The sequence below is a fragment of the Streptomyces sp. NPDC005931 genome (assembly GCF_042871235.1).
Lineage (GTDB): Bacteria > Actinomycetota > Actinomycetes > Streptomycetales > Streptomycetaceae > Streptomyces.
Genome location: NZ_JBIAIG010000012.1, coordinates 108,639 through 134,717, shown reverse-complemented (window position 1 = coordinate 134,717; position 26,079 = coordinate 108,639). Strand labels below are relative to the sequence as shown.

The window sequence follows — 26,079 nt, the reverse complement described above, 5'->3', positions numbered from 1 at the left end:
GGATGGATCCCCTCACCGACGCCTACGAGGTGAGCTGTCGGGTTCGGGCCGGTTGAGTTGCCCGGCCGCGCCCCTCACGAGACGCGGCTTCACCCCGAGCCGATTCCGGCATCAACTGCCCGGAACCGGCACTTACCTTGGGTCCCCCGCTCCTGCCTGCGGCGCTTGCGCGACGACTGTTCCCGTGCTGCCACTGGCAGGATTCGGCGTGGCGGCAGCCGGGGCTCGCGGTGGCGAGCGGTCACGACCGTAGGCACGGGATCGGCGAGATTTCAAAGACGATCAGGGCTTCTGAGACCTATCTCTCACCACGTTTAATTCGGGCATTCGGGGCGAATCGTGACGCCAACTGCCGTCATTCCCGCGCCTTTTCGCGCGTCACTTTTCGACCGGTTCGACCCCGACCTCGAGCTCCTGACCGGGAAGGATGAGGTCCGGGTCGGCACCGACGGCCTGCTGGTTCTCCGCGTAGAGCGCACGCCATCCGCCGCCGAGCTCAAGGGAGTCGGCGATACCCGAGAGACTGTCACCGGGGCGCACGGTGTAGGAGCCGTCGGCGGCGTCGCGGGAGGTGTCGGTGCCGCGCGAGGCGTGCCGTCCGGAGGACGCGGCCGCACGGTCCTGCTCCTCGTCCTCCTCGGCACTCGCGCCGCGGTGACGGCCGGTGCCGTTCGTTCCGGTGTCGGTGAGCGCGGAAGAATCGTCACTCCGGCCGGACTTGTCCGACTCGTCACTTTCGGGGACGTCTGTGGCGGCAGGAGAGGCATCGGACCCCGCGTCCTCACCTTCGGACTTGTCCGACTTGGTCGAATCGTCCGTAGTGGCGCCCTCGTTCTCCTCGTCCGACGACACGTCGGAGGAAGAGGGGGAGGACGACGGCGACGAGGACGGGGAGGCGGACGGCCCCTGCGATCCCGAGGAGCCGGGCACATACCGGTCGGAGGGGTCGGTGGAGTCGGCGGAGTCACGGGCGTCGGGTGACGCGGACGCGCCCGAGTCCTCGGCCACGCCCGTGTCGATGTCGGCCGACGCCGAGTCCTTGTCCAGGCCCGCGAGCAGACCGCAGGTCCGCCAGGCGCCGACTCCCTGGTCGGCGAGGATTCTCTCGGCGACGGCTATCTGCTGCCCGCGGCTGGCCTGGTCGGCGCTCGGCGCGTAGTCGAGGCCGCCGTAGTTCTCCCAGGCGTCCTGGGTCATCTGCAGTCCGCCGTAGTAGCCGTTGCCGCTGTTCTGGCTCCAGGAGCCGCCGGACTCGCACTCCGCGACCCGGTCCCATGTCGCGCCGTCGGCGGCGCTCGCGCTGCCTGCCCCGAGGAGCGGGATCGCGATGGCGGAGCCGGTGACTCCGGCCGCGAGGAGGAGAGCCGGAGCCTGGCGGGGGCGACGGTGCCGACCGTTCCCGGAGAGCATGCGGAGACCTTTCGCACGACAGCAGTTGTCGGCGCGGCGTGTGGAGCTGGGGCGCCGCGCTGATGGGTGAACGTATCGGCAGACGATCAGTTGTCACAAGTTCATGCCGCGCGTATCACGTGAAGATCACATAGTTGAAAGTGTGTCATGTTTGCGCTGGTCCCGCAGGAGACCCCAACGGGGCCCGACCCGCACGAGAAACCGCTGGTCAGTGCCGTGGGGGCGTGAACTCCACCGGCAGGGTGCGCAGTCCGCGCATGATGAGCCCCCCGCGCCACCGCAGTTCGGCCGGATCCACCGCGAGACGCAGGTCCGGCAGCCGGGCCAGCAGCGTGGCGAGCGCCGTCCGGCCCTCCAGCCGGGCCAGCGGCGCGCCCAGGCAGTAGTGGATGCCGTGCCCGTACCCCAGGTGCTGGTTGTCGCGGCGCCCGAGGTCGAGCACGTCGGGATCGGCGAACCGCTCCGGATCGCGGTCCGCGGCGGCGAGCACCACGAGGACGGGGTCACCGGCCGCGATCCGCTGCCCGCCGATGGTGACCGGCTCGGTGGCGAACCGCCATGTCGCGAGCTCCACCGGGCCGTCGTAGCGCAGCAGTTCCTCCACCCCGGTCTCCAGTAGCCCGCGCTCACCGGCGGCCAGCGAGTCCTGGAGGCGACGCCGCTGGTAGGGGTGGGTGAGGAGGGCGTAGGTGCCGTTGCCGATGAGGTTGACCGTGGTCTCGAAACCGGCGAACAGCAGGATGAACGCCATGGCGGCGGCCTCGTTCTCGGTGAGGTGTTCGCCGTGGTCGGAGGCCCGGATCAGACCGGAGATCAGGTCCTCGCCGGGCTCGGGGCGTGCGGGCAGTGCCTCGCGCTTGCGGTGGATGAGGTCGGCGAGGTAGCCGCGCATCTTCTTCACCGACCGCGCCACTCCACCCCGCGGCCCGCCCTGATGACGGATCATCATGCCCGCCCAGTCCCGGAAGTCGTCCTGGTCCTCCCTCGGGACGCCGAGCAGGTCGCAGATGGCGTAGATGGGCAGTGGGAAGGCGAAGTCGTGGATGAGGTCGGCCGTGCCGCCGTCCGCGAAGCGGTCGATGAGCGTGTCGGTGAGCTCCTGCACCCGGGGCGCGAACTCGGCGACCCGGCGCGGCGTGAACGCCGTGCTGACCAACCGGCGCAGCCGGGTGTGGTCCGGCGGGTCGATGTTGAGCAGATGGGTCATCAGCTCAGCCTTGCGCTCACCGGGGATACCGGTCCTGCCCTTGGCGTGCGCGGGCTCGTCGTGGTGCGCCGGGTTCTTGGAGAGGCGGTGGTCGGCGAGGGCCTGCCGGGCGTCGGTGTAACGGGTGACCAGCCATGCCTCCACGCCGCTGGGCAGCCGGGTCCGGTGCACCGGAGCGTGCTCGCGCAGCCAGGCGTAGGCGGGATAGGGATCGGCGGCGAACTCCCAGGTGAAGAGCTCGGGGCCGGTGTTCTGACGGAGGGGCTGGTCGGTCACCCTTCGACCGTATCCGGCGGCGCCCGTGCGGTGCGCGCCTACTCCCCCACCCCCTCGGCGGCCCGCACCGCGTCCCGGTACGCCCGGGCCGCCGCACGCAGTGCCGCCTCCGGGTCGACGCCGTCCGCCTCGGCCCGTACCGCCAGGGCGAGCAGCTCGTAGCCGACGCCCTCCACGCGGGGCAGGGGGACCTCCAGCCCGGCCGTGCGGACGCGCGAGGCGAGCTTGGCGGCGAGCGCCAGGCCGGGCTGGCCGAGCGGGATGCCCTCGGTGACCGAGGTGCGCCGCTTCTCGACGGCCTTGGTGCGCAGCCAGTGCTCCTTGACCTCCTCGGGCGTGCTCGCCGTCGCGTCGCCGAAGACGTGCGGGTGGCGGTGGATGAGCTTGGCGACGATGCCACCGGCCACGTCGTCGATGGAGAACGGCTCCTCCGGGTCCTCCTCGGCGATCCGCGCGTGGAAGACGACCTGGAGGAGGACGTCGCCCAGCTCCTCGCGCAATTCGTCCCGGTCGCCCTCCTCGATCGCCTCGACCAGCTCGTACGCCTCCTCGATGCCGTACTTGGCCAGGCCCTTGTGGGTCTGCCGGGACGACCACGGGCACTCGGCGCGGATGCGGTCCATGACCTGCACGAGGTCGAGCAGACGGGCGCCGGGCAGGTCGTAGGAGGCGGGCAGCAGCTCCAGCTCCGGCATGGCGACCCGGCCGGAGCCGGCCAGGCGGGCCAGCCCGTCGGTCAGCGCCGGTTCGCCCTCGCCGGTGGCCACCACCACGACGGTGTGCCCGCCGGCGCAGGCGTCGACCAGTTCCTCCGCGGCCGGGGACGCCTCCTCGACGGCTATCCCCGCCTCGCGCAGGTACGGAAGCTGCGGATGGGCGCCGTCCGCGCACAGCACCCGATCGGCCGCGTGCAGGGCCTGCCAGGCGGGCCAGGACAGCAGGCCGGGCGCGACGCGGTGGCTGGTGGTGAGCAGGACGATGCGGCCGGGGACGGCTGCGGCTGCGGCTGCGGCTGCGGGGCTGGTTTCGTTCACGCTCCGAAACTAACCCACGCCACAGACGGTCCCGGAGGTTGTCCACAGGGTGGGGGTGAGGGGCGGTACGTACGGACCGGGTCGCCGCCGGTGCGGGCGACCGCGGCCGGTGCGGCCGGGCCGACGACGGTGGTGTGTCGGGCCGGGCGCGGGAGCTGGGTCCGGCCAGGCGCGACGGTGGTGTCGGGCTGCCGGGTCGACCGCCGAGGTGGGTGGGCCGACCGGCGCCGGTGCGTGAGCCGACCACGGCGGTGGTGAGCCGACCGCGGCCGGCGTGTCAGGCGGTCTGCCGGGGGCCCACCGAGGAGACGTCCCGCACCCACGGGGTCTTCGCGTCGACGCGGCTGCTCTTCTCGACGTCCCAGGTGCCGTAGCGCGGGTTGAGGTCGACGTCGAGGTCCTCGCTCGCCTTGGACAGGGCCTTCCAGAACTCGGGCCGGCTCGTCTCGGTACCGAGCCGCTCGGCGAGCTTCTGGGCCTCCAGCTGGAGGCGGAGGTTCTCGTCCAGGCGCTGCGGCGGGACACCGTACTGCTGGAGCCAGGCCGTCTCCAGCGCCTCGACGCCGCCGGCCTGCTGCTCCAGGCCGGACCGCATCTGCTGGATCTCCCTGCGGGTGACGGTCACACCGGCGTCCCGCGCGGCACGCTGGAGCACCCGGTCCAGGACCATGCCGTGCAGGGTGTCGCGGGTGAGACTGCCGGTGCGGGAGATCGCCTGCTCGTACTGGGCCTCGTCCGGTACGGCCGCCCGCTGAGCCTCACGGACCTCGTTGACCCGGTTCTCCAGCTGGGAGACGGTGATCCGCTGGCCGCCGACGACGGCCGCCGCACCGGGACGCGCATCGCTTCCGCAGGCGGTGAGCACGGGGGCCGCGGCGGCGATCGCGGCGGTGAGGAGGAGCGCGGAGCGACGGCGGCGGTGCAAGGAAACCTCCCGAGGAGAGCTTGTGCGGCGGTGCACAAAGTCTTGCGGTGATCGATGGTAGGCATCGGCCAAGCTCTGGCCAACCCATTCGACCAACGATTCACCACGACTTCCGGCACCACCGCGCCCGCACGACGCCCGCACCGCGTCCCGGTGCCCCGACACGGGGCGGCCTCCCGGCCGGGGGCCTCGTGCGGGGCCGTGCGGGCGAGCGGAGCCCGCCGCTCTCCGGTGGACGGGAGCCGCGGGGCTGTCACGCGCCGCCGGGCGTGACGCCAGGGTCACTGCCGCCCGCCGGGCAAGGCACGCGCCTACCGCGCTCACCGCCGCCGGGCGTACGCGAGGCAAGGGGAGCGTCGGTCTGCTGCCGGTGAGGACACGGGCTGTCGCTCTCCGACCGACAGGTGCGCGCGGACCGTCACTCCACCGCGGACGGCAGCGCGGGGCCGTCGCCGGGTGGCGGCCAGCAGCGCGGCACCGGAGCGGCAGGTGGGCCGACCGCAGGGGCCGCACGGGAGCACGGGAGCGTCGGTCTGCTGCCGGTGAGGACACGGGCTGTCGCCGCCCGCCGCCCGGGAGACGCGGCCGTCGCTCCACCGCGGACGGCGGCGCGGGGCCGTCGCCGGGTGGCGGCCAGCAGCGCGGCACCGGAGCGGCAGGTGGGCCGACCGCAGGGGCCGCACGGGAGCACGGGGAGCGTCGGACTGTCGGGACGGGGACACGGCCCTACCCCCGCGGCTGGGCAAGCGCGGCCGTTGGTCCGCCCCGGCAGGGGCTATCCGCGGACCTGACCCAGCCATTGCAGCGTCCGCCGGATCTCGGCGGCGAGCGGGTGGCCGGGGCCGTGGGCGCGTTCCACGTCGTGCAACAGCCGGACCAGCGTGTCATGGGCCGCGGCGCGGTCACCGAGGGCGAGCAGGAGGTGGCCGATGCGGCGGCGGACGTCATGGGCGAGCTGCGGGTCGCCGGCCGCCACGTACTGGTTCTCGTAGTACGCCAGCAGCGCCCGGTACTCGGCGAGTGCCGCCGCTGGTTCACCGAGCTGCTCCAGGCACTGGGCGGCCTCGTAGCGGTAGCGCAGGGACTGCGGGTCGGCCTGGCCGGCCTCCGCCGCGCGCTCGTCGGCGAGGCGGCGCAGCTCGGGCAGGGCACGCCGGAACTGGCCGTCGTCCAGGAGCGTGGCCGCGTACTGCTTGCGCAGGGTGCGCACCACCGGGGAGTGCTCGCCGTGCTGCTCGGCGGCGACGGGCAGGATCGCGCCGAGGATGTCGACGGCCTGGGTGATGCGGCCCTCGCCGAGCAGCCGCTTGACCTCGTCCACGGCCGCGGCGACGTCCGCCTTCTCCGCGACCGGCGCGGGCGGCGCGGCCGGGGCGGGCTGCGGGGCGGGCGTGACCGCACGATCCGGCCAGGGGGCGTGGGGGCGCAGGAAGGGGCGGGTGGGGTCCAGGGGCGCCCCGGTCGGTGTCCCGCGCGCGGGCAGGAGCAGCGCCAGGTGCTCGTAGACCTCCTGCGCGGAGGCCGGGCGGTGCTGGGGGTCCTTGGCGAGCAGCCGCAGTACGAGCGATTCCAGCGCCTCGGGCACCTCGGGGCGGATCCGCCGGACCGGCAGCGGAGGCTCGTACAGGTGCCGGTGCAGCACGCCGAGCGCCGTCGAGCCCGCGAACGGGACGTCGCCGCTGAGCAGCTCGTGCATCAGCACGCCGAGCGCGTACAGGTCGGTGTACGGGCCGACCGCGCCGCCCATGGCCTGCTCGGGCGCCATGTAGGCGGGCGAGCCGATCGGGGAACCGGTGTGCGTCAGACGGGTGGTGTCGCTGTCCATGACGGAGGCGACTCCGAGGTCGAGCACGGTGACGGTACCGTCCTGCTTCACCATCACGTTGCGCGGCTTGAGGTCGCGGTGGACGATCGGCACCGCGTGCACCGCGCTCAGCACGGCGCACAGCTGCGCGGCCACCGCCACCGCCCACTGCCACGGGTACGGGTCGTGCTCGGCGAGGTGGTCGCCGAGGTCGGCGCCGTCGACGTACTGCATGACGAGGAACAGCTCCTCGCCCTCGCTGCCCGCGTCGTGCACGGTCACCAGGCCGGGGTGGTCGACCTGCGCGGTCACCCGGCACTCGCGCACGAAGCGGCGGCGCAGTTCGTCGGCCTCCTGCCCGGCCACCTTGTCGGGACGCAGCAGCTTCACCGCCACGCGCCGGTCCAGACGCTTGTCGTAGGCCGTCCAGACCTGTCCCATGCCGCCCTGTCCGATGAGCGTGGACAGTTCGTAGCGGCCGGCGACGACACGTCCCGTCGTCACGCTCACCTGCCGCCCTCGTGGTGGTCGCCGTGCTGCCCGTCCTGGCGGCGCAAGTAGTCGCTGAGTTCGTCGAGCTCGGCCCGCACCTGGTCGATCCGCGCGGGTCCGGGCTGCTGCGCCGGGGCCGGCGGCACGGGCCCGGGCGGCGCGGCGTCCGGGACGACGGGCCGCTGCAACGGCGTCGGCGCCGGGTGCGTCTGGGGGATCGGCGTGTGCGGCCCCGGCTGCGGCACGGGCGTGGACGCGTACGGCGAGGTGGGCTGCGGATAGCCGTACGGGGTGGAGCCCGTCTGGAAGGGGGGCGCGGTGGTCTGTGCGGGCGCGTAACCGGGGTACTGGCGCAGTTGGTTGTGGTAGCGGATGTCCACGGTCAGGTAGTACGCGGCGGCGACGGCGCCCAGGGCGATCAGCGCGACCACGGCGACGTCGGTGCGCGGGTCCGTGTCGGGGAGCGAGCCGACGACGCCCAGGAACACGATCGACAGCGGGAGGCTCACCCAGGCCAGCACCCAGTCGACGACGCGTCCCCGCAGGATGGCGATGCGGAACAGCGGCACGCACGCCAGCAGCCCGCACGACAGGAAGCCGGCGGCGGCGAACAGCACGCGCAGGGTGATGACCGTTGCCGCGCTGCGGGTGGGCGGCGCCGCGCCGTGGCCGTACATGACTGCTCCTGGACCGGTGAAGCCGATGGGGACGGTGGTGCGAGTTCGGGCTCTGCTGGGAGTCCGAGCGTATAGGCCGACAAGGACAACCGGTCCCGGGTTGTACCGAACCGTTGTCGTACTGATCACTTCGCCCCGGGCCGGCGGGGGCGGGCGGGGCCGGTGAGGGTCCAGTGAGCGGGGTGGCCGGGTCCGGGAGGGGGCGGGGGCGGGGTCGGCATGGGTGACCCGCACACCTGGACGGGGGCGGTTGGGGGTCAGTCGGGGGCGACCGTGCCGTCCGCCAGGCCGTCGTACATGCCGCGGACGAGTCGTTCCCCGAGCCGGCCCGCGAGCCGGAGCACCCGCTCGAACTCGTCCAGGGCCCGGAAGCGGGCGCCGTAGCGCCGCTGTTCCTCCAGCGGGATCCGGGGCAGTTGGAGGCGGCGCACGTCGAGCCGGGTGGCGGTGGACGCGTAGCTGCTGGCCCGGCGGTGGTTGGCGGTGCCGCGCAGGAAACCGGCGAGGAACCACGCGTCGAGCGCCGCCGGGTCGGGCCGCAGGAGCACCAGGTTGCGTCCCAGGACGGCGCCCGCGGTCTCGTCGTCGACGACCCGCGCGACCGAGCCCCCGCCCAGCACCGGGACGACGACGTCGCCGACCTCGGTGAGCACGGCCTCCTCGTCGCTCTCGGGGAGCGTTCCGGAGGGAGCGGTACCGGCCAGGACGTCCTGGTCGGTGAGCACGGGCACCCGCGCGTGCCCGCCACTTCCGCCCGTGCGCAGCACCAGCACGCCCCCGCGTACGAGTTCGCCGACGGTGCTCAGTGGCCGGCGCGGCGTCGGCGCGGGCCGCACCGGGTCCCCGTCCGGCGCGGGGCGGACGGGGGGCGGGGTCAGCTCCGCGGCCAGGCGCAGGGTCTCGCCGAGGCGTTCGCGCACGTCGGGGAGTCGGCCGGGGGCGTCCGCTGCGGTCCGGGGCGGCAAGTGGCGGGCCGGGGCCAGATCGACGTCGTCGTCGAGAAGTTCGATGACGGGAACGGAACGGGCGAGGCCCGGCCGTTCGTCGAGACGGCCGGAGCGGTCGTGGGCCCGCCAGGCGTCCACGACCGCGTCCCGCACCCCGGCCAGTCGGGTCCGCCGCGCCCCTCGGCGGCGAACCGCCCCGCGTCGACGAGCAGCACCTCCGGCGGCACGGGCGCCTGCGGGGGGCGGCGCAGCACCCACAGGTGCAGCGGGATGTTGTACGGGGGTGCCGCGCCGACCGGCAGTGCGATGACGGCGCGCAGCGCGCCCCGGCGCAGCAGGTCGGCGCGGATGCGTCGTCCGGAGCGGCGGGACGCGGCGGCGGGCGGCATCAGCAGCACCGCCGTGCCGCCGTCCTTGAGACGGGCCAGCGCGTGCTGCACCCAGGCCAGCTCGGACTCGGTGCGCGCCGGGAAGCCGTACTCCCAGCGCGCGTCGTAGGCGAGTTGGTCGTGCCCCCAGTTGCGCTCGTTGAACGGGGGGTGGCACAGCACCGCGTCGGCGCGCAGCCCGGGGTGGGCGTCGGCGCGCAGCGTGTCACCGGCGCTCACGCGCACGGGGGCGCGGCTGTGCAGGGCGAGGCGCAACGCGGTCAGCGCGGCGAGTTCGGGGACGGCGTCCTGGGCGTACAGCTCCTGGCCGGGGCGGGCGGCGAGGGCGCGCAGCAGGGCACCGGTGCCGCAGGCCGGGTCGAGGACGGCGCGGGCGGCCGGGCCGGTGAGGTCCGCCATGAGATCGGCGAGGCCGGCGGGTGTGAGCGTGTACTGGCGGGGGTTGGCGTCGAGGTGCCGCCCGAGCAGGAACTCGAAGGTCTGCCGGGCACCGAGCTCGGCGGCGAGTTCGGCGACGCCGCGAAGGAGGGGGACGGAGGGCAGGAGTTGGGGGGCGGAAGGCAGGAGTTGGGGGGCGGAAGCCAGGAGTTGAGGGGCGCTGGGAGGCCGGAGGGGCGCCGCGGTCGGGGAGGGGCTGTTCACAGCGTCCGCGCGGTTCACACCGGTCGCGTGCCGCTGGACGTGCAGGCGGTACGCGGCACTCGGGGAGTCGTCGGCATCCGGGCGGTTCACACCGGCGGCGTGGAGCGAGGTCTCCGGCAGGTGGTTCGCGGCACCCGGGTTCACAGTGTCCGCGGAGTTCACAGCAGTGGGGGCGGTGCCTCCGGGACGCACATCGGTCGACGGCCTCGCCCCGGCCGGGCGATTCACAGCCACTGCGGAGTTCACAGCGTCCCGGCGATCACCCGGCACCGGGTTCACACCCACCGCCGGATGAACCGACCTCTCTCCGTTCACACGCAGCGACGCGCTCACATCCGACGACCACTGTGCGCCGCCATCGCCGCGCACCCAGCGGCCGCCCCCCACCTCACCCGAGATTCCGCCACCGCCCGCGTCAACACCCACGCCCACACCCGCTCCCCCCGCCCCGAAGCGCGGCGTGAGCACCCGCTCCAGTGCCCCCGGCAGCATCGCCGCCAGCCGTTCGTCGGAGCCGGCGCTCACCTCCAGCCAGACGGTGGAACGGTCGTGGATCAGCAGCAGCACGCAGCCCGCGTGGGTGAGAGCGGTGACGGGCCCCTCCGGATGGCCGACGAGCTGCTGCCAGACCCGCTCGCGCAGCGGCACCTCGGCCAACTTGCCGTGGCGCCTCAGCCATGCCTCAACCTCGGCGAGCGCGAAGGAGGGACTGGTCTCGGTGCCGCCGACCGGCTTGGGGAAGTCCGGGTGCCGACGGCGCCAGTTGCTGACCGCGGCGCGGCCCACCCCGGCGAGCCGCGCGATCCCGGCCGCGGTCACTTCCGTCGCACTGTCCTGCAAGCCTCGCACGCGCCCTGCTCCCCTCGTCCCCCGGTGTGTGACGCCGAGGATACCGACGTACACGCGACTCCGTCGTTCACGCGCACATAATCCCATCATCACGAACGACGTGTTGACTCTGTTCACACCCTCTGCTGTCATTGACCCAGCGAACGAGCGACCGCCGAGGGGGGCGGTCGCCGCTGGGGAGGGAACACAGCCATGGGCATGAAGAGCAAGGTCGCGCTGGGCGCCGTCGCCGGGATCGTGATCATCGGCGCCATGTCGGCGAACGCCGGGGGAAGCAAGGACGGCACCGCCTCCGGCAGCGGGAAGGGCTCGTCCGCCTCCGCGGACCGCAAGGCCGGCGACAGGAAGAGCCAGAGGAAGGCCGAGGCCGCCCCGAAGAAGGCGACCAAGGCCGCGTTCGACGGGGACGGCGACTTCCGGGTGGGCTCCGACGTCGAGCCGGGCACCTACCGCACCACCGGCAACACCGACGGCCTGTGCTACTGGCAGCGCGCCAAGGACTCCTCCGGTGAGATCGAATCCGTCCTGGCCAACGACAACGTCAGCGGCACGGCTTACGTCACCGTCAAGCCCACCGACAAGCTCTTCTCGTCGAGCGGCTGCAACGACTGGGAGGCCGTCGACCGCGGGGCGAAGGGCTCCCCCGCGACGAAGATGGCAGGCGACGGCGGCATGTTCAGAGTGGGCGCCGACATCACCCCCGGCACCTACAGGTCCAGCGGCAACGCCGACGACTCCTGCTACTGGGAACGCGCCAGGGACGCCGGGCACTCACTCGACTCGATCATCGCGAACAACAATGTGAACGGCTCGGCAATCGTCACGATCAGCGCCTCGGACGGCTACTTCAAGACCACCGGCTGCCAGGACTGGACAAAGACCTCCTGAGCCGCCCTTCCGGGGAGCCCACCCGGCCCCTCACCACCTCAGCGCCACCGGCCCGCAACGTCCGCTCCGGCCCCGGGCGACAAGCCTGCCAAGAACAACGGACCTGGGCCGCAAACCCCGCAGGGCCCGCAGAGCGCCGAGCCCGAAGAACCCACGGAGCCCACGGAGCCCGAAGAGCCCACGGAGCCCGAAGAGCCCCGCAACACACCTGCACCACCCACCCTCATCACCTAGGAATCCTCATGCGTCGCACCGCAATCGCCGCCGTCTGCCTGGCCGCCGTGGCCGCAACCGGCCTCACCGGCTGCCTCTCCGGTGAGAACACGTCCGACGGCACGTCGAAGAGCACGTCGAAGAACACCTCCCGCCCGTCCGGCAAGCAGAGCACGCCGAAGGAACGGAAGCCCGGCAGGGAGCTGTTCGCGGGACTGACGGGCGGTGAGATCGTCGAGCGATCCGTGACGGCCACGACCGGTGCCTCGTCCCTGCGCATGAAGGGCGACATACCCGACGACGAGACCGGCGGCACCCTGCGGATCAACATGGCCATGGACAAGCGGGGCGAGTGCGCCGGCACCATGGGCATGGGCAACGAGGGCGAGGCCGAGCTGATCAAGACCGGCGACACGCTCTACATGAAGTACGACGAGGCGTTCCTGCGCGCCCAGAGCAAGGGCGAGCCGAAGGCGGACGTGGACGCGACCGTGGCGCTGCTGGCCGACCAGTGGACCCGGATGTCGGCCACGGGACCGGACGCCGAGGACATCACCGGCTTCTGCGACCTCGACGAGGTGCTCGCCGACATGAAGGACGGCGAGTCGAACGCCACCCGCGGCAGGACGGCCACGGTCGACGGCACACCGGCGATCGTGCTGCACGAGAAGGACGGCACGGACGACTTCACCCTCTACGTCGCCACCGAGGGCGAGCCGTACCTCCTGCGGCTCGACAGCAACTCGCCCGCCGACCGGGGCTCCCTCACCTTCTCCGACTTCAACGAGCCGGTCCCGGCACAGAAGCCCTCCGGTGACGTCCTGGACCTGGACTCCCCGAGCTGACCCACCCAGCGGTCCCGCCCCGCAGTCCGCCCCCGGTCACCGCACCGGCACAGCACCGTGCGCGGTCGGTCCGGGGGGAGGGGGGACGGCCCCCTGAGCTGCCGTCAGCCGCCGCACTGGGTCAGCATCATCTCCTTGTCCGCTGTCGTCACCGGGAGGTCGTACTTGAGGGCGACCTGCGCGAAGCGGACGGCGTAGGCACACCGGACCTGTTTGTTGGGCGGCAGCCAGGCGGCGGGGCCGGAGTCGCCCTTGGCCGAGTTGGTCCGCCCGTCGACCGGGATCAGGTTCAGCACGTCGTTGGCGAACTGTTCACGCCTGCTCTCCGGCCAGCGCGAGGAACCCATTTGCCAGCTGTACGACAGCGCCACCACGTGGTCTATCTGCACCTCGGAGGCCTGTTGCTTGCGCCACTCGATGGTCGTCCCGGTGTACGGGTCCTGCAGCGTCATGGCGACGACGACGCAGTCGGAGCCGGTTCGGAAGCGGAGGTTCTGGCCATCGCGGCGAATGAGGTCGTTCCGCGTGTCGCACCCGTTCCTGGCGAGCGGCACCCCGTCGGCCGTGTCCATCCATGCGTAGCCGAACTCGTCACGGTCGTAACCCGTTTTCGGACCCCGCCCCTTCGTGGGCAACTCCTCGATGAGCTTGCGGGCCGCCGCCCTGTCCGCGTCCGCCGTCACGGGCGCAAGCCCTGGCTCGGTCCCGTCCGGATTCTCGAGCGGGCTGACTGCCCGCCCGTCGGACGCAGTCGGCCCGGATCCCGCCGAGGAGCCGTCCTCGTCGAGCCCCTCGCATCCTGGGAGGAGGAGCACGGCAGCGGTCAGTGCCGTCGCCGCGCGGAAGCGGCGGGCCCTCCCCGCTCTCTCGTCTCTCACGTGCCGGTCAGTTCGCACAGGTCACCACTTTCCGAGTGAGCTGCGCGCAAACGGCACTTCGGCCGTGTCCTTTCCAGGCGTGGCCGAACTCGTCACGGTCGTGACCCGTCCGGGACCCGCGTGCCTTCATCGCCCTACCGCCGCCCCGGTGCGCCACGGGGCACGCGCGCCACCCCGCCTCGTGTACCGCGCCACAGCGCCCTCCCCTGCCCTGTTCTCCGGCCGACCTGTTCTCCGGCCGACCTGTTGTCCGGCCGACCTGTTCTCCGGCCGACCTGTTGTCCGGCCGAGCTGATCTCCTGTGGACCTGTTCTCCTGGACCTGCTCTCCTGTGGACCCGCTCCACGGTAGCGGGCGAGAGGTCCAGACCATGTGGGCTGTTCAAGGGGCATTCCGGGCATGTCACGCGTATCGTCGATTCTGAGTCATCGCCGGAAGGAGCTCTGGATGGGCATCTTCGACAAGTTCAAGAGCCACAAGGCGGCACGGGAGAAGGCCGGGAAGGCCTCCGACGCCGCCGAACGGAAGATCAACGAGAGGACGGGCGGCACCTACGAGGACCAAGTGGACACCGGTCAGCGGCAGGCCGAGCGCCGGCTCGGCATGGACCGCGACCGTCCCGACCAGCCGTAGGCGCACGCATCGGCCGCAGCACGCCGAGAACCAGCCGGGGACGTGCTGAGGACGCAGTGGCAAACTCAGTGAGGACTCACGGAGAAGACCACCTCTCGCATCCGAAGCCGCCCGCGGAGATCACCCCGCGGGCGGCTTCGCACGCCCGGGGGCCGCCCACGCGCGAGCCGGACCGGCACGACGCGGCACAGCACGGCACGGCGGCACCGCGAGCCCCACCGTCGCACGCCGGCAGCCGCGACGCCCCGGCCGCCTCGCCGCTCCCCCGGCGCGGACTTGCCCGTCCCCGGTCGCCCGCCGTCCCCTCCCGGCCGCCTCGCCGTCCGCTCCCCCGCTACCGGCCGCCCGCGCTCACGACCCCAGGACCGACGTCAGGAATTCCCCGACCCAGCCCAGCAACTCCCGCCCGACCAGCGGCTTCCCGCCCACCTTCGCGGTCTTCGGACGCGGCACCAGCACCTGGTGAGCGGCCGGCTTGATGACCGTGCCGGGGTACAGGCGCTTGACGCGCAGCTCCTGCGACTCGCGCAACTCCACCGGTGCGAAGCGGATGTTGGTGCCCTGGAGGACGATCTCTCCGACGCCGCACGCGCGGGCGAGCATGCGCAGGCCCGCCACCAGGAGCAGGTTCTCCACCGGCTCCGGCAGCTTGCCGTAGCGGTCGACGAGTTCCTCCCGTACGGCCTTGATGTCCTCCTCCGAGTTGGCGGAGGCGATCGCCCGGTACGCCTGGAGGCGCAGCCGCTCGCCGGGCGCGTAGTCGTGCGGGACGTGCGCGTCGACCGGCAGCTCGATCTTGACCTCGAGCGGCGGCTCCTCCTCGATCCCCCCGGTCTCCAGCTGGCGCCGGTAGTCCGCGACCGCCTCGCCGACCATGCGGACGTACAGGTCGAAGCCGACACCCGCGATGTGGCCGGACTGCTCGCCGCCGAGCAGGTTTCCGGCGCCGCGGATCTCCAGGTCCTTCATCGCCACGTACATGCCCGCGCCCATCTCCGTGTGCTGGGCGATGGTCGCGAGCCGTTCGTGCGCGGTCTCGGTCAGCGGCTTCTCCGGCGGGTACAGGAAGTACGCGTACCCGCGTTCGCGCCCGCGGCCGACCCGGCCGCGCAGCTGGTGCAGCTGGGAGAGGCCGAAGTTGTCACCGCGCTCCACGATCAGGGTGTTGGCGTTGGAGATGTCGATGCCGGACTCGACGATGGTCGTCGACACCAGCACGTCGAACTTCTTCTCCCAGAAATCGACGACGACCTGTTCCAGCGCCGACTCCGTCATCTGTCCGTGGGCGGTGGCGATGCGCGCCTCGGGGACGATCTCGCGCAGCCGGGCGGCGGCGCGGTCGATGGACTCGACACGGTTGTGGATGTAGAAGACCTGGCCCTCGCGCAGCAGTTCGCGGCGGATCGCGGCGCCGATCTGCTTCTCCTCGTAGGGGCCGACGAAGGTGAGCACCGGGTGGCGCTCCTCCGGCGGGGTGGTGATCGTGGACATCTCGCGGATGCCGGTGACCGCCATCTCCAGGGTGCGCGGGATCGGGGTGGCGGACATGGTCAGCACGTCCACGTTGGCGCGCAGCTTCTTCAGCTGCTCCTTGTGCTCGACGCCGAAGCGCTGCTCCTCGTCGACGATGACCAGGCCCAGGTCCTTGAACCTGGTCTCGGAGGAGAACAGCCGGTGGGTGCCGATGACGATGTCCACCGAGCCCTCGCGCAGGCCCTCCAGCACGGCCTTCGCCTCGGTGTCGGTCTGGAAGCGGGACAGGGCCCGCACGTTCACCGGGAACTGCGCGTACCGCTCGCTGAACGTGCCGAAGTGCTGCTGCACCAGCAGCGTCGTCGGCACCAGCACCGCCACCTGCTTGCCGTCCTGGACGGCCTTGAAGGCGGCGCGCACCGCGATCTCGGTCTTGCCGTAGCCGACGTCGCCGCAGATCAGCCGGTCCATGGGGACCGACTTCTGCATGTCCTCCTTGACTTCGGCGATGGTGGTGAGCTGGTCCGGCGTCTCCGCGTACGGGAAGGCGTCCTCCAGCTCGCGCTGCCAGGGGGTGTCGGCGCCGAAGGCGTGGCCGGGCGCCGCCATGCGGGCGCTGTACAGCTTGATCAGATCGGCGGCGATCTCCTTGACGGCCTTCTTGGCGCGGGCCTTGGTCTTGGTCCAGTCGGCGCCGCCCAGGCGGTGCAGGGTGGGGGCCTCGCCACCGACGTACTTGGTGATCTGCTCGAGCTGGTCGGTGGGGATGTAGAGCCGGTCGCCGGGCTGGCCGCGCTTGGCGGGGGCGTACTCGACGACCAGGTACTCGCGGGTGGCGCCCTGCACGGTGCGCTGCACCATCTCGATGTAGCGGCCGACGCCGTGCTGCTCGTGGACGATGTAGTCGCCCGCCTCCAGGGTGAGCGGGTCGATGGTCTTGCGGCGCCGGGCCGGCATCCGGGCGCCGTCGCGGCCCGCGGCCTTCTGGCCGGTCAGGTCGGTCTCGGTGAGCACGGCGAGCTTGAGCACCGGGTCGACGAAGCCGTGGTCGATGCAGCCGCAGGCCACGTGTACGACGGACGGGGTGATCTCGCCGAGGTCGGTGTCGAGGCGGGCCGCGATGCCCTCCCCGCCGAGGACTTCGACGGTGCGGACGGCCGGGCCGTGGCCCTCGGTGACGAACACCGTGCGCCAGCCGTCGGCGAGCCAGCCCTTGGTGTCGGCGAGGGCCCGCGCGGTGTCGCCGCGGTAGGTCTCGGGGGCGTGCATGCCGAGCTTGAGGGTGTCGGCGTCCAGCTCCTCGTCGGCGGCGAACGGCGACACCGACCACCACATCATGCCCAGCTCGCGCGCCCGGTCGCGGACGTCGGCGATGGACCAGAGGGAGGCCGCGCCGACGTCGATGGGCGCCTCGCCCCCGCCCGCGGTGGCCGCCCAGGACGCCTGGAGGAACTCCTGAGAGGTGGCGACCAGGTCCGACGCGCGCGTGCGGACCCGCTCGGGATCGCACACGACGGCCATGGCGCCCTCGGGCAGCACGTCGAGCAGCAGCTCCATGTCGTCGACGAGTACGGGGGCGAGGGACTCCATGCCCTCGACCGCGATGCCCTCGGCGATCCTGCCGAGCAGTTCGCCGAGCTCGGGGTGTTGCTCGGCGAGGGCACCCGCGCGGGCGCGCACCTCGTCGGTGAGCAGCAGTTCGCGGCAGGGCGGGGCCCACAGGCCGTGCTCGGCGACCTCCAGGGACCGCTGGTCGGCGACCTTGAAGTAGCGGATCTCCTCGACGTCGTCGCCCCAGAACTCGACGCGCAGGGGGTGTTCCTCGGTCGGCGGGAACACATCGAGGATGCCGCCGCGCACGGCGAACTCGCCGCGCTTCTCGACGAGCTCCACGCGCGCGTACGCGGCGGCGGCGAGGGCCTCGACGACCTCGTTCAGGTCGGCGCTCTCGCCGGTGCGCAAAGCGACCGGCTCCAGGTCGCCCAGGCCCTTGACCTGCGGCTGGAGCACGGAGCGCACGGGCGCGACGACGACGGAGACGGGTCCGGTCTCGGGGTCGTCGGGCCGGGGGTGGGCCAGGCGGCGCAGTACGGCCAGGCGGCGGCCGACGGTGTCGCTGCGGGGGCTGAGCCGTTCGTGCGGCAGCGTCTCCCAGGACGGGTACTCCACGACCCCTTCCGGCGGGAGCAGGGAGCGCAGGGCGGCGGCCAGGTCCTCCGCCTCGCGTCCCGTCGCCGTCACGGCGAGGACGGGACGGCCCGTGTCGCGGGCGAGGGCGGCGACCGCGAAGGGGCGGGCCGCGGGCGGGCCGACCAGGTCGACGTGCATGCGGTTGCCGTCTGCGGCCGCCGAGATCGCTTCCGCGAGGGCGGTGTCGTTGACGACGGCGTCGAGCAGACCGTGCAGGCTCATTCGGGGGCTTTCCGTCCGGGGGGTGACAAACACGACGGGCCCGACGCGCGTGGCGGGCCGGGGGTCTCCAGCGTACGACTGTGCCCAGCGGTGTTGCCGGACTTGCCTCAGGAAGAGGCAAGTCCCGCTGCAAGTCCTTTATGCCGCTGGGTGCGAGCCCTGTGACCGTCGGGGTCTTGCCCGGTTCAGCGCCGGGCGAACGCCCAGGTTAGGCGCCGGCGCTTGACGCGACGCACGCCCGGTCGGGGCGGTCGCATTGTCGGCCGACACAGCCGCTCGCGGCACGTCCAGGTCGAGAAACGCGATCGTTACACCCCGCCCAGGTTGCACCGCCACGTGGAGCACGGCTCCGAAAGCCTCTGCGATCCGCTCCAGCATAGGAAGCGTCGGCATGCACCTCCCACGCTCCAGCCGAGAGACTGCCGCCTGCGTCAGCCCGGCACGCGCGGCCAAGCTGACCTGCGTCAATCCCACTTCTTCACGCCTTCGCCGAACGGCCCTTCCCAGAGATTCTTCGAGCGACCGCCTCATCGATTGCCCAAACCATAACATGTCGTCCATTTTTGACCGATCCGCCCCCCACGGCTCGTGACCCACAACAACCCCCCGACTGTTCAATATGAAACCGCTATATTTCTCAACAGAAGACCTACCAAAGCTATGCAGTCACTGACCGAGGCGTTGCCACTTGAGCAAGATTTGAGCTAGCCCTCATCTGCACCAAGGCATACTCCATCCGCTACATATAGCACATCTGACATACAGTGATCATCTTCCCGTACTCACTGGTCAGAGGTCGCGGAATTTTATCTTCCGCTAGCGCCGAAGCGTTGATTCGAAGATGTGCGTTGCGCCTCCGGAAGGGGACATGTCATCGTTGTGGCGCCTCGAACAGAAAGGAAAACGACTTGAACACAAAGCGTTTAGCCATCCCCGGTGCTGCCCTTTCCGGCATCCTCCTCGTGACCGGCGTCACTCCCGCCGTCGCGGCTTCATCCACGCCAACCGAATCCGCGGCTCCTCAGGTGGGAGCCGCTGTGAGCAAGGACGCGAAGCTCAAGAAGTTGGGTTCCATAACTGGCGACTCGGCGAAGTCACAGGAGCGCTGGTTCACCGCGCTCGGTCAGTACCAGCAGGGTAAGGCGGCTATCAAGCGGTACCGCTTCGACTGGAAGACCGACTACTGCTCCATGGCTCCCAATACGGTGCCAGGCGGCTATGACTTCTCCTTCTCCTGCTACCGTCACGACTTCGGATACCGGAACTACAAGAAGCTCGCAGGTAAGAAGGTGTTCAAGAACTATCACAAGAACCGGATCGACAAGGCGTTTCACTCCGACATGAAGAGGCAATGCGGCAAGTTCTTCTGGGCGGACCCGTACACGCCGGCACAGCGTAAGAAACTGAAGGCTGCCTGCCTCAAGTCAGCCAAGAAGTACTACGAGGCCGTGGTGGCTTTCGGCTGACCCTGGTTCGGCAGGCGGGCGTGGAATTTCTCACCCTCGCCTGCCGACAGAGAAAAAACGTTGCGCGTCTTTCAACTCCTCCTCTTCGGTCAATCAGCGGCGATGGCGTTGAGGACGTTCATTCGGCCTGCCCTGGCTGCTGGGAAGAGGGCCGCAGCCAATCCCACGAAGGCCGAGCCCAGAAACACCGCCAAAACAGTCGACCACGGGATTTCCAGAACTTTCAGTCCTTTCAGGGCTAGGAGTTCTTGCGCTGTCACTCCCCAGCACATCCCCAACCCCAGACCGAGCAATGCGCCGAACAGGGCAATCACCACCGACTCGAGCCGAATCATACGGCGCAACTGTCGGCGGGAGAGACCGAGGGCGCGCATGAGCCCGATTTCGTGGGTACGCTCCACCACCGAGAGGGCCAGGGTGTTCACGACGCCCAGGACCGCCACGACGATCGCCAGGGCGAGCAGACCGTACACCAGGTTGAGCAACTGCCCGATCTGGTCACGCAGATTTTCCTTGTAGTCGGCCTGGTTCATGACCTGGACGGTGGGGTCCGAATCCACGGCCGCCTTGAGGGACGCGTAGGCTTCTGTTTCATGGCCGTCCTGGGCGGTGATCAGCAGCGACGAGTTCAGCGGCATCTGCCCGGTCGGCACGTAACGCTCAACCGTGTCGATGCTCGTGTACATTGTGCCCCGGTCAAGGCCGGTGTCGTCCGATGTGACGGCAGCAACTCGGAGCCTGGCCGTGCTGCCTCCGTCGAAGGTGACAGTTAGTACGTCGCCGACCTTCACCCCCGTTTTCTCGGCGAACTCGGATCCGACCGAAAGGGCACCGACACCGTAAGCGGCAGCCAGGCTCCCGGAAAGCGTTTCCCTGCGCAGGTCCTGGGTGAAGGTTGGGTCGGTGGCCAGTAGCTCGCCCTCCTGCACGGTGCCGTCCGGCGCTGTCACGTCGGCGGGCACCTCACGAAGGCGAGTAACACGCAAGAGACCTGGGGCATCCTGCGCCGCCATCACCGTCGCCGGGTTGAGACGCTTGCCACTGCTGCCCTGGACGATGAAGTCGGCGCCGACTGACCTGTCCAGTTCGTCTGTCGCCGAGGCGACCATGGAGGACCCGACCACCGACAGGCACGCCACCAGCGCGAGGCCGATCATCAGCGCGGCACCGGTCGCACCGGTGCGGCGCGGGTTGCGCAGTGCGTTGCGCTCCGCCATGCGGCCCACGGGGCCGAAGGCCCTCAGCAGGACGGCGCCGAGGACGCGCACCACGCCGCTCGCCAGCACCGGTCCGACGACGACGAAGCCGATCAACGACAGCACCACGCCGACGCCCAGCCACAGCGAGCCGTCGGTGGCCTTGTCCGCGGCGCCCGCCAGGTACAGGGCGTACCCGCCGGCGCCGGTGAGGACGAGGCCGATCACCGCGCGGACCCGGCCGGCCCTGCCGTCCACCGGGGTGCCGGCGTCGCGCAGCGCGGCCATCGGGGAGATCCGGCCGGCCCGGCGAGCGGGCAGGTAGGCGGCCAGCACGGTGACCACGACGCCCAGGACCAGCCCGATCGCCGGGGTCGTCCAGGCCACGGTCAGGTCGTCCGTGGACAGCTCCATGCCCATCAGGCCCATGAGCTTCATCAGGCCGACCGCGAGACCCACGCCCGCGCCGACCCCGAGCACCGAGCCGACCGCGCCGAGCAGCAGCGCCTCGGCCAGCACCGAGCGGTTGACCTGCTTGCGGGACGAGCCGATCGCCCGCATCAGGCCGATCTCCCGGGTGCGCTGGGCGACCAGCATGGAGAAGGTGTTGATGATCAGGAAGATGCCGACGAGGAAGGCGATGCCGGCGAAGCCGAGCATCGCGTACTTCATGACGTTCATGAAGCCCTCGACGCTCTTCTGGTTGGCCTCTGCGGTCTCCTCGGCGGTCTGCACCTTGTACGCGCCGCCGAGTTCGGCCAGGACGTTCTTCTTCAGCTGTGCGTCGCTCACGCCGGGCGCCGCGGTGACGTTGACGTTGGTGTAGACGTCGCGCTGCCCGACCAGGGCCTGCTGGGCGGTCCTGGTGTCCAGGTAGAAGATCGCGGCGCCGGGGTTGGTGACGGTGAAGTCGGCGATGCCGGAGATCTTCGCCCGGTGTGTGCCGATGGCGGTGATCACGCCGATCTCGTCGCCGAGCTCCAGGTCGTGCTTGTCGGCGGTGTCGGCGTCGACCATGATCTGGTCGGCGCGCTCGGGTGCGGCACCGGTGGTGATCTTCATGGTCCGCGCCTCGTTGGCGTTCCAGCCGCCGACGATGGTGGGGCCGCCGCCCGGCGACAGCTTGTCCTTGTCGGCGTTCACGACGGTCACCGAGGTGGAGAACACCGTGCCCTCGGCCGACTTCACGCCGTCCGCCCCGCGCACCTCGGCGAGCACGGAGGCCGGCATGACCGGCGGCCTGCCGTTGTTCGAGGTGGTCTCCCCGGTGTCGGAGGCGCCCTTGGCGCTGACCGTGACGTCCGAGGAGGTGGCTGCGAAGAGCTTGTCGAACGTCGTGTTCATGGTGTCGGTGAACACGAGCGTCCCGCACACGAACGCCACCGACAGCAGCACCGCCACCGCCGAGAGCGCCATTCTCCCCTTGTGCGCGAGGAAGTTGCGCATCGAGGTCTTCAGGACGGTCATGACGTGCGCCCCCGGGCGTCGAAGTCCTTCATGCGGTCCAGGACCTGCTCGGCGGTCGGCTGGTGCATCTCGTCGACGATGCGGCCGTCGGCGAGGTACAGCACGCGGTCGGCGTAGGAGGCGGCGACCGGGTCGTGGGTGACCATCACGATGGTCTGGCCCAGTTCGTCGACCGAGCGGCGCAGGAAGCCGAGGACCTCGGCGCCCGCGCGGGAGTCGAGGTTTCCGGTCGGCTCGTCACCGAAGATGATCTCGGGCCGGGCCGCCAGCGCCCGCGCCACGGCGACGCGCTGCTGCTGGCCGCCGGACAGCTGGGTCGGCCGGTGCTTGAGCCGCCCGGCGAGCCCGACGGTCTCCACGACCCGGTCCAGCCAGGCCTTGTCGGGCTTGCGGCCGGCGATGTCCATGGGCAGCGTGATGTTCTCGATCGCGTTCAGCGTCGGCAGCAGGTTGAACGCCTGGAAGATGAAGCCGATCCGGTCCCGCCGCAGTTGCGTGAGCTTCTTGTCCTTCAGGCCGGTGATCTCGGTCTCGTCCAGGTAGATCTGCCCGGACGTCACGGTGTCGAGTCCGGCCAGGCAGTGCATCAGCGTGGACTTGCCGGACCCCGAGGGGCCCATGATCGCGGTGAACTGGCCGCGGGCGATGTCCACGTCGACGTGGTCGAGCGCGACGACGCGGGTCTCGCCGGACCCGTACGCCTTCACGACCTGCCGCGCCCGCGCGGCAACGGCCGTACGCCCTCCAGTACCCCCGTGCCTGGGAATGGTCACAGCCGATGTCACGGTAAGTCTCCTATGTCGGTCAGCAGATGAAAAGGCGGTGCCCGTGCGGCCGTCGTCCTGCTCGGCGGCGGTCGCCGGGGTGAATCCGTTCGACGTGCTTCAGTCTGGCGTCGGGGAGGGGTCGGGCGCCCTGGTGCCCAGCGCAGTCCTGTACTGAGGAAAACCCCACCCCCGCCGGTGCACCCGGCCGCCCCCCGACGGCGTAAAGCCAGGTTAAGGAAGGCTCCTCCCCGTCTCGTCCTCCGCCGGTACGACCCCTCCCCGAGCCGTAGTACGGAGGTACCCCTAGGGGCTCTCCTTCGGCAGGTGGAGCCCGTCTCGGGGTCGGCTCATCCCGTCGGCCCATTCAGCGTCCACCCTCCCGTCGCGTCAGGGTCAAGTGGGAAGCTGTCCGGCGGCAGACAGGTGCAAGGGGCAATCAACCGCGGTCGCCCGCGATCGACCGCGTCCGGGCGCGAGGGGAGCAATCCGATGGGTGGCACCAGACCCGCGACACGGGACAGCGCACAGCCGACCGCGGCCGACCGGCGTGGAGCCGTCGTCGCGGCGCTGATGCTCGCGATGGCGCTGGCGGCGCTGGACTCCACCATCGTCTCCACGGCCGTGCCCCAGATCGTCGGCGACCTGGGTGGCTTCTCCGTCTTCTCCTGGCTGTTCTCCGGCTATCTGCTGGCCGTCACGGTCACCCTTCCCGTGTACGGCAAGCTGTCCGACACCTTCGGCCGCAAACCGGTCCTGGTGGCGGGCGCGGTGCTGTTCCTGCTGGGCTCACTGCTGTGCGCCCTGGCGTGGAACATGGCCGCGCTGATCGCGTTCCGCGTCGTGCAGGGCCTCGGGGGCGGCGCGCTCCAGGGCACCGTGCAGACCCTCGCCGCCGACCTGTACCCGCTGGAGGAACGCCCCAGAATCCAGGCCCGGTTGTCCACCGTGTGGGCGGTGTCCGCGGTCGCCGGGCCCGGTCTGGGCGGCGTCCTCGCCGCGTACGCCGACTGGCGCTGGATCTTCCTGGTCAACCTGCCCGTCGGAGCGGTGGCGCTGTGGCTGATCGTCCGTCACCTCCACGAACCGGTACGGCAGTCGGCGGAACGCGCCCGGGTCGACTGGGCGGGCGCGCTGGCGGTGTTCGCGTGCGGCGGCGCGCTGCTGACCGCGCTGGTGCAGGGCGGCGTGGCCTGGCCGTGGCTGTCGGCGCCCTCCCTCACCCTGTTCGGCGCGGGACTCGCCCTGCTGGTGGTCGTCTTCGCCGTGGAACACCGGGCGGCGGAGCCGATCATCCCCGGCTGGGTGTGGCGCCGCCGCACGATCGCCGCGGTGAACCTGGCGCTGGGCGCGCTCGGCCTGCTGATGGTGGCCCCGACGGTGTTCCTGCCCACGTACGCGCAGTCGGTGCTGGGCCTGGCCCCGGTGGCCGCCGGATTCGTGCTGTCGGTGTGGACGCTCAGCTGGCCGGTCTCGGCGGCCCTCAGCCAGCACGTCTACCGCCGCATCGGCTTCCGCAGCACGGCGATGCTCGGCATCGGCACGGCGGCACTGGTCCTGTTCGCGTTCCCCTTCCTGCCGTACCCGGGGCAGGCGTGGCAGCCGGCGCTGCTGATGCTGCTGCTCGGCGCCGCCCTGGGCCTGTTCCAACTGCCGCTGATCGTGGGCGTGCAGTCGTCGGTGGTGTGGGAGGAGCGCGGCACGGCGACCGCGTCGATCCTGTTCTGCCGCCAGACGGGCCAGACGGTCGGCGCGGCGTTGTTCGGCGCGGTCGCCAACGGCGTACTGGCGTCCCGGCTCGGCGGCGCGGGCGACCTGGACTCGGTGACCCGGGCGCTGGACGCGGGCGCCGCCCCCGAGGCGACGCGGCGCGCCATCGCCGACGCGGTCCACACGGTCTACCTGGGCGCGGGGTGCGCGGCGGCCCTGGCGTTCGTCGTGCTCCTGGTGCTCGCACCGCGGAGATTCCCGGTGCTGAAGGACTGAACGCTGTATCGTCCGCATCTTCGAGCCGCTGCTGCGGCTGCTGTTGCCCGGGCCGGGCCGCCATCGCAGCCCAGATCAGCCATCCTCGCAGCCCAGATCAGCCATCCCCCGGCCTCTGTGCGGAGGCGCCGATCGCGTGTCCGTCCCGCGCATCGGCTTCTCCGGTAATCCGAGATGAGGAGACCGGGTTGGTTCGCCGGTACCTGGTCGCGCACGAGCGTCGGGAGCAACAGCGCCGGCGGGCACGGCGACGCGTGGTGCGGTTGGCCGTGCACGGCATCGACATCGATGTCCGGCTGGTCGCGGAGTGGAGGTACGGGCATGGTGAGCCCGGCGGGTCAGTGGCGTCTGCTGCCCTGGGCCGGGCCGGAGGGCAAGCCGTGTTGTCTCGCAGGCGACGGAACCGGATACCTGTCGCGGCTCGCGGACAACATGGAGGCCGCCGCCCAGATGGGCCTGGCCGGTGAACTCCTTCATGAAGCACGACGTGTGCTGGACGGGCGTCAGTGGACGCAAGGAGAACTGCACCTGCTGGCGGTCCACTTGACCGAGGCGCTGGCCCATGTGCACCGGATCGCAGTGAGCCGGGGGGAGCGCCTGCCCTCACCGGCTTGCGAAGACCTCGACGCCATCGACGACGAGGACGACGACCTGGACGCCTTGCCAACGGCTCGGCACGCCTGACCTGTCCGCCGCCGTACTCCTTTCCGTCCTGGCCGGGCATCTGTCGCGCCCCGGCCGGAGCGGATCACGCCCTATGAGTCCGTCGACTTCGTCACCGTCGTCTCACCGACGCCCGGCAGGGCCGTGCGGGTCACCGAAGTGCCCGGGAGGGACCATGTTGTAGGCGTTGACCGTGCCGTAAGGGCTTGGCCGTGGCGGTGGTGCGGGAGAAGGGTGTGTGGGCGGTCGCGGAGGCCTCCGGGCCGTTCACGCCGTCGTTGGTGATCTGTTCGCGCAGCTGGCCCGCGAACTGCTCGGAGCCGGTCCCGGCCACGCCCCTGGAGTCCGTCACCGACACTTTCCGGGCGGACCCGTCGGACTGCTTGTCACGGTCCACGCCCCGGCAGTACGGAGCCGTCGTCCGCCCGCTGTTCATATCTTCCTCACAAACCACCGTAAGTGGCACACGATCAGCGACGGCAAAAGTCTGAGTTAACGCCGGTAACAATGCAGGTCAGCAACGGTTCGGCCGCAAAATCACAT

20 protein-coding genes and 1 riboswitch are annotated in these 26,079 nt (G+C 71.2%); of the genes, 6 read left to right on the top strand and 14 right to left on the bottom strand.

Annotation, left to right across the window (positions count from 1 at the left end; genetic code table 11):
- Positions 1-4: 4 nt before the first annotated feature.
- Positions 5-174: riboswitch (cyclic di-AMP (ydaO/yuaA leader) on the bottom strand.
- Between the two features lie 204 nt (positions 175-378).
- From ACFYOV_RS25580 to ACFYOV_RS25545, 8 genes are all read right to left on the bottom strand, one after another.
- Positions 379-1,410 (bottom strand): transglycosylase family protein, encoded by a 1,032-nt coding sequence (locus ACFYOV_RS25580; RefSeq protein ID WP_389091086.1) that lies wholly within the window; start codon positions 1,408-1,410, stop codon positions 379-381.
- A 208-nt stretch (positions 1,411-1,618) separates the two neighbouring features.
- Positions 1,619-2,893, bottom strand: coding sequence for a cytochrome P450 (locus ACFYOV_RS25575; RefSeq protein ID WP_389091083.1), 1,275 nt, complete (start codon positions 2,891-2,893; stop codon positions 1,619-1,621).
- Between the two features lie 38 nt (positions 2,894-2,931).
- Positions 2,932-3,927, bottom strand: coding sequence for a nucleoside triphosphate pyrophosphohydrolase (locus ACFYOV_RS25570; RefSeq protein WP_389091082.1), 996 nt, complete (start codon positions 3,925-3,927; stop codon positions 2,932-2,934).
- A 277-nt stretch (positions 3,928-4,204) separates the two neighbouring features.
- The gene (locus ACFYOV_RS25565; protein ID WP_389091079.1) at positions 4,205-4,852 is read right to left on the bottom strand and encodes a SurA N-terminal domain-containing protein; all 648 of its coding nucleotides are present in this window, start codon (positions 4,850-4,852) and stop codon (positions 4,205-4,207) included.
- A gap of 775 nt (positions 4,853-5,627) precedes the next feature.
- Positions 5,628-7,124 (bottom strand): protein kinase, encoded by a 1,497-nt coding sequence (locus ACFYOV_RS25560; protein WP_389091249.1) that lies wholly within the window; start codon positions 7,122-7,124, stop codon positions 5,628-5,630.
- A gap of 38 nt (positions 7,125-7,162) precedes the next feature.
- Positions 7,163-7,825: a hypothetical protein gene (locus ACFYOV_RS25555; RefSeq protein WP_389091077.1), complete on the bottom strand. Its 663-nt coding sequence runs from the start codon at positions 7,823-7,825 to the stop codon at positions 7,163-7,165.
- A gap of 257 nt (positions 7,826-8,082) precedes the next feature.
- Entirely contained in the window at positions 8,083-8,745 is a 663-nt protein-coding gene (locus ACFYOV_RS25550) for a hypothetical protein (RefSeq protein ID WP_389091074.1), read from the bottom strand.
- A complete protein-coding gene (locus ACFYOV_RS25545; RefSeq protein ID WP_389091247.1) occupies positions 8,700-10,643 on the bottom strand; it encodes an N-6 DNA methylase in 1,944 nt (647 codons plus the stop codon). The genes ACFYOV_RS25550 and ACFYOV_RS25545 overlap by 46 nt, the downstream gene beginning before the upstream one ends.
- A 201-nt stretch (positions 10,644-10,844) precedes the next feature.
- On the opposite strand from ACFYOV_RS25545, the gene ACFYOV_RS25540 reads away from it, so the two are divergent.
- Entirely contained in the window at positions 10,845-11,540 is a 696-nt protein-coding gene (locus tag ACFYOV_RS25540) for a hypothetical protein (RefSeq protein ID WP_389091071.1), read from the top strand.
- A 242-nt stretch (positions 11,541-11,782) separates the two neighbouring features.
- A complete protein-coding gene (locus ACFYOV_RS25535; RefSeq protein WP_389091069.1) occupies positions 11,783-12,598 on the top strand; it encodes a hypothetical protein in 816 nt (271 codons plus the stop codon).
- 104 nt (positions 12,599-12,702) lie between these two features.
- Here the strand turns inward: ACFYOV_RS25535 and ACFYOV_RS25530 are convergent, their stop codons facing one another.
- Entirely contained in the window at positions 12,703-13,425 is a 723-nt protein-coding gene (locus ACFYOV_RS25530) for an HNH endonuclease family protein (protein ID WP_389091244.1), read from the bottom strand.
- Between the two features lie 498 nt (positions 13,426-13,923).
- Here ACFYOV_RS25530 and ACFYOV_RS25525 point away from each other — a divergent pair, with 498 nt between their 5' ends.
- Positions 13,924-14,109 (top strand): antitoxin, encoded by a 186-nt coding sequence (locus tag ACFYOV_RS25525; RefSeq protein WP_389091067.1) that lies wholly within the window; start codon positions 13,924-13,926, stop codon positions 14,107-14,109.
- A 351-nt stretch (positions 14,110-14,460) separates the two neighbouring features.
- Here ACFYOV_RS25525 and mfd read toward each other — a convergent pair whose 3' ends face one another.
- Both mfd and ACFYOV_RS25515 read right to left on the bottom strand, forming a co-directional pair.
- Entirely contained in the window at positions 14,461-17,994 is a 3,534-nt protein-coding gene (mfd, locus tag ACFYOV_RS25520) for a transcription-repair coupling factor (protein ID WP_389091064.1), read from the bottom strand.
- Positions 17,995-18,132: 138 nt separating this feature from the next.
- Complete coding sequence (locus ACFYOV_RS25515; RefSeq protein WP_389091242.1) at positions 18,133-18,525, bottom strand: helix-turn-helix domain-containing protein; 393 nt, start codon at positions 18,523-18,525, stop codon at positions 18,133-18,135.
- 377 nt (positions 18,526-18,902) lie between these two features.
- Here ACFYOV_RS25515 and ACFYOV_RS25510 point away from each other — a divergent pair, with 377 nt between their 5' ends.
- On the top strand, positions 18,903-19,460 hold the full coding sequence (locus ACFYOV_RS25510; protein WP_389091062.1) for a phospholipase A2: 558 nt from the start codon (positions 18,903-18,905) through the stop codon (positions 19,458-19,460).
- Between the two features lie 89 nt (positions 19,461-19,549).
- Here ACFYOV_RS25510 and ACFYOV_RS25505 read toward each other — a convergent pair whose 3' ends face one another.
- Both ACFYOV_RS25505 and ACFYOV_RS25500 read right to left on the bottom strand, forming a co-directional pair.
- A complete protein-coding gene (locus ACFYOV_RS25505; protein ID WP_389091060.1) occupies positions 19,550-22,123 on the bottom strand; it encodes an FtsX-like permease family protein in 2,574 nt (857 codons plus the stop codon).
- Positions 22,120-22,908 (bottom strand): ABC transporter ATP-binding protein, encoded by a 789-nt coding sequence (locus ACFYOV_RS25500; protein ID WP_389091057.1) that lies wholly within the window; start codon positions 22,906-22,908, stop codon positions 22,120-22,122. Before ACFYOV_RS25500 ends, ACFYOV_RS25505 begins: the two co-directional genes overlap by 4 nt.
- A 471-nt stretch (positions 22,909-23,379) precedes the next feature.
- Between ACFYOV_RS25500 and ACFYOV_RS25495 the strand changes: the two genes are divergently transcribed.
- Complete coding sequence (locus ACFYOV_RS25495) at positions 23,380-24,873, top strand: MFS transporter (RefSeq protein ID WP_389091056.1); 1,494 nt, start codon at positions 23,380-23,382, stop codon at positions 24,871-24,873.
- A gap of 321 nt (positions 24,874-25,194) precedes the next feature.
- Positions 25,195-25,557 carry a hypothetical protein gene (locus ACFYOV_RS25490; RefSeq protein ID WP_389091054.1) on the top strand — a complete coding sequence of 121 codons (363 nt, stop codon included), beginning with the start codon at positions 25,195-25,197 and terminating at the stop codon, positions 25,555-25,557.
- A gap of 130 nt (positions 25,558-25,687) precedes the next feature.
- On the opposite strand, the gene ACFYOV_RS25485 is transcribed toward ACFYOV_RS25490, so the two are convergent.
- Positions 25,688-25,888: a hypothetical protein gene (locus ACFYOV_RS25485; RefSeq protein WP_389091053.1), complete on the bottom strand. Its 201-nt coding sequence runs from the start codon at positions 25,886-25,888 to the stop codon at positions 25,688-25,690.
- Positions 25,889-26,079: the final 191 nt, after the last annotated feature.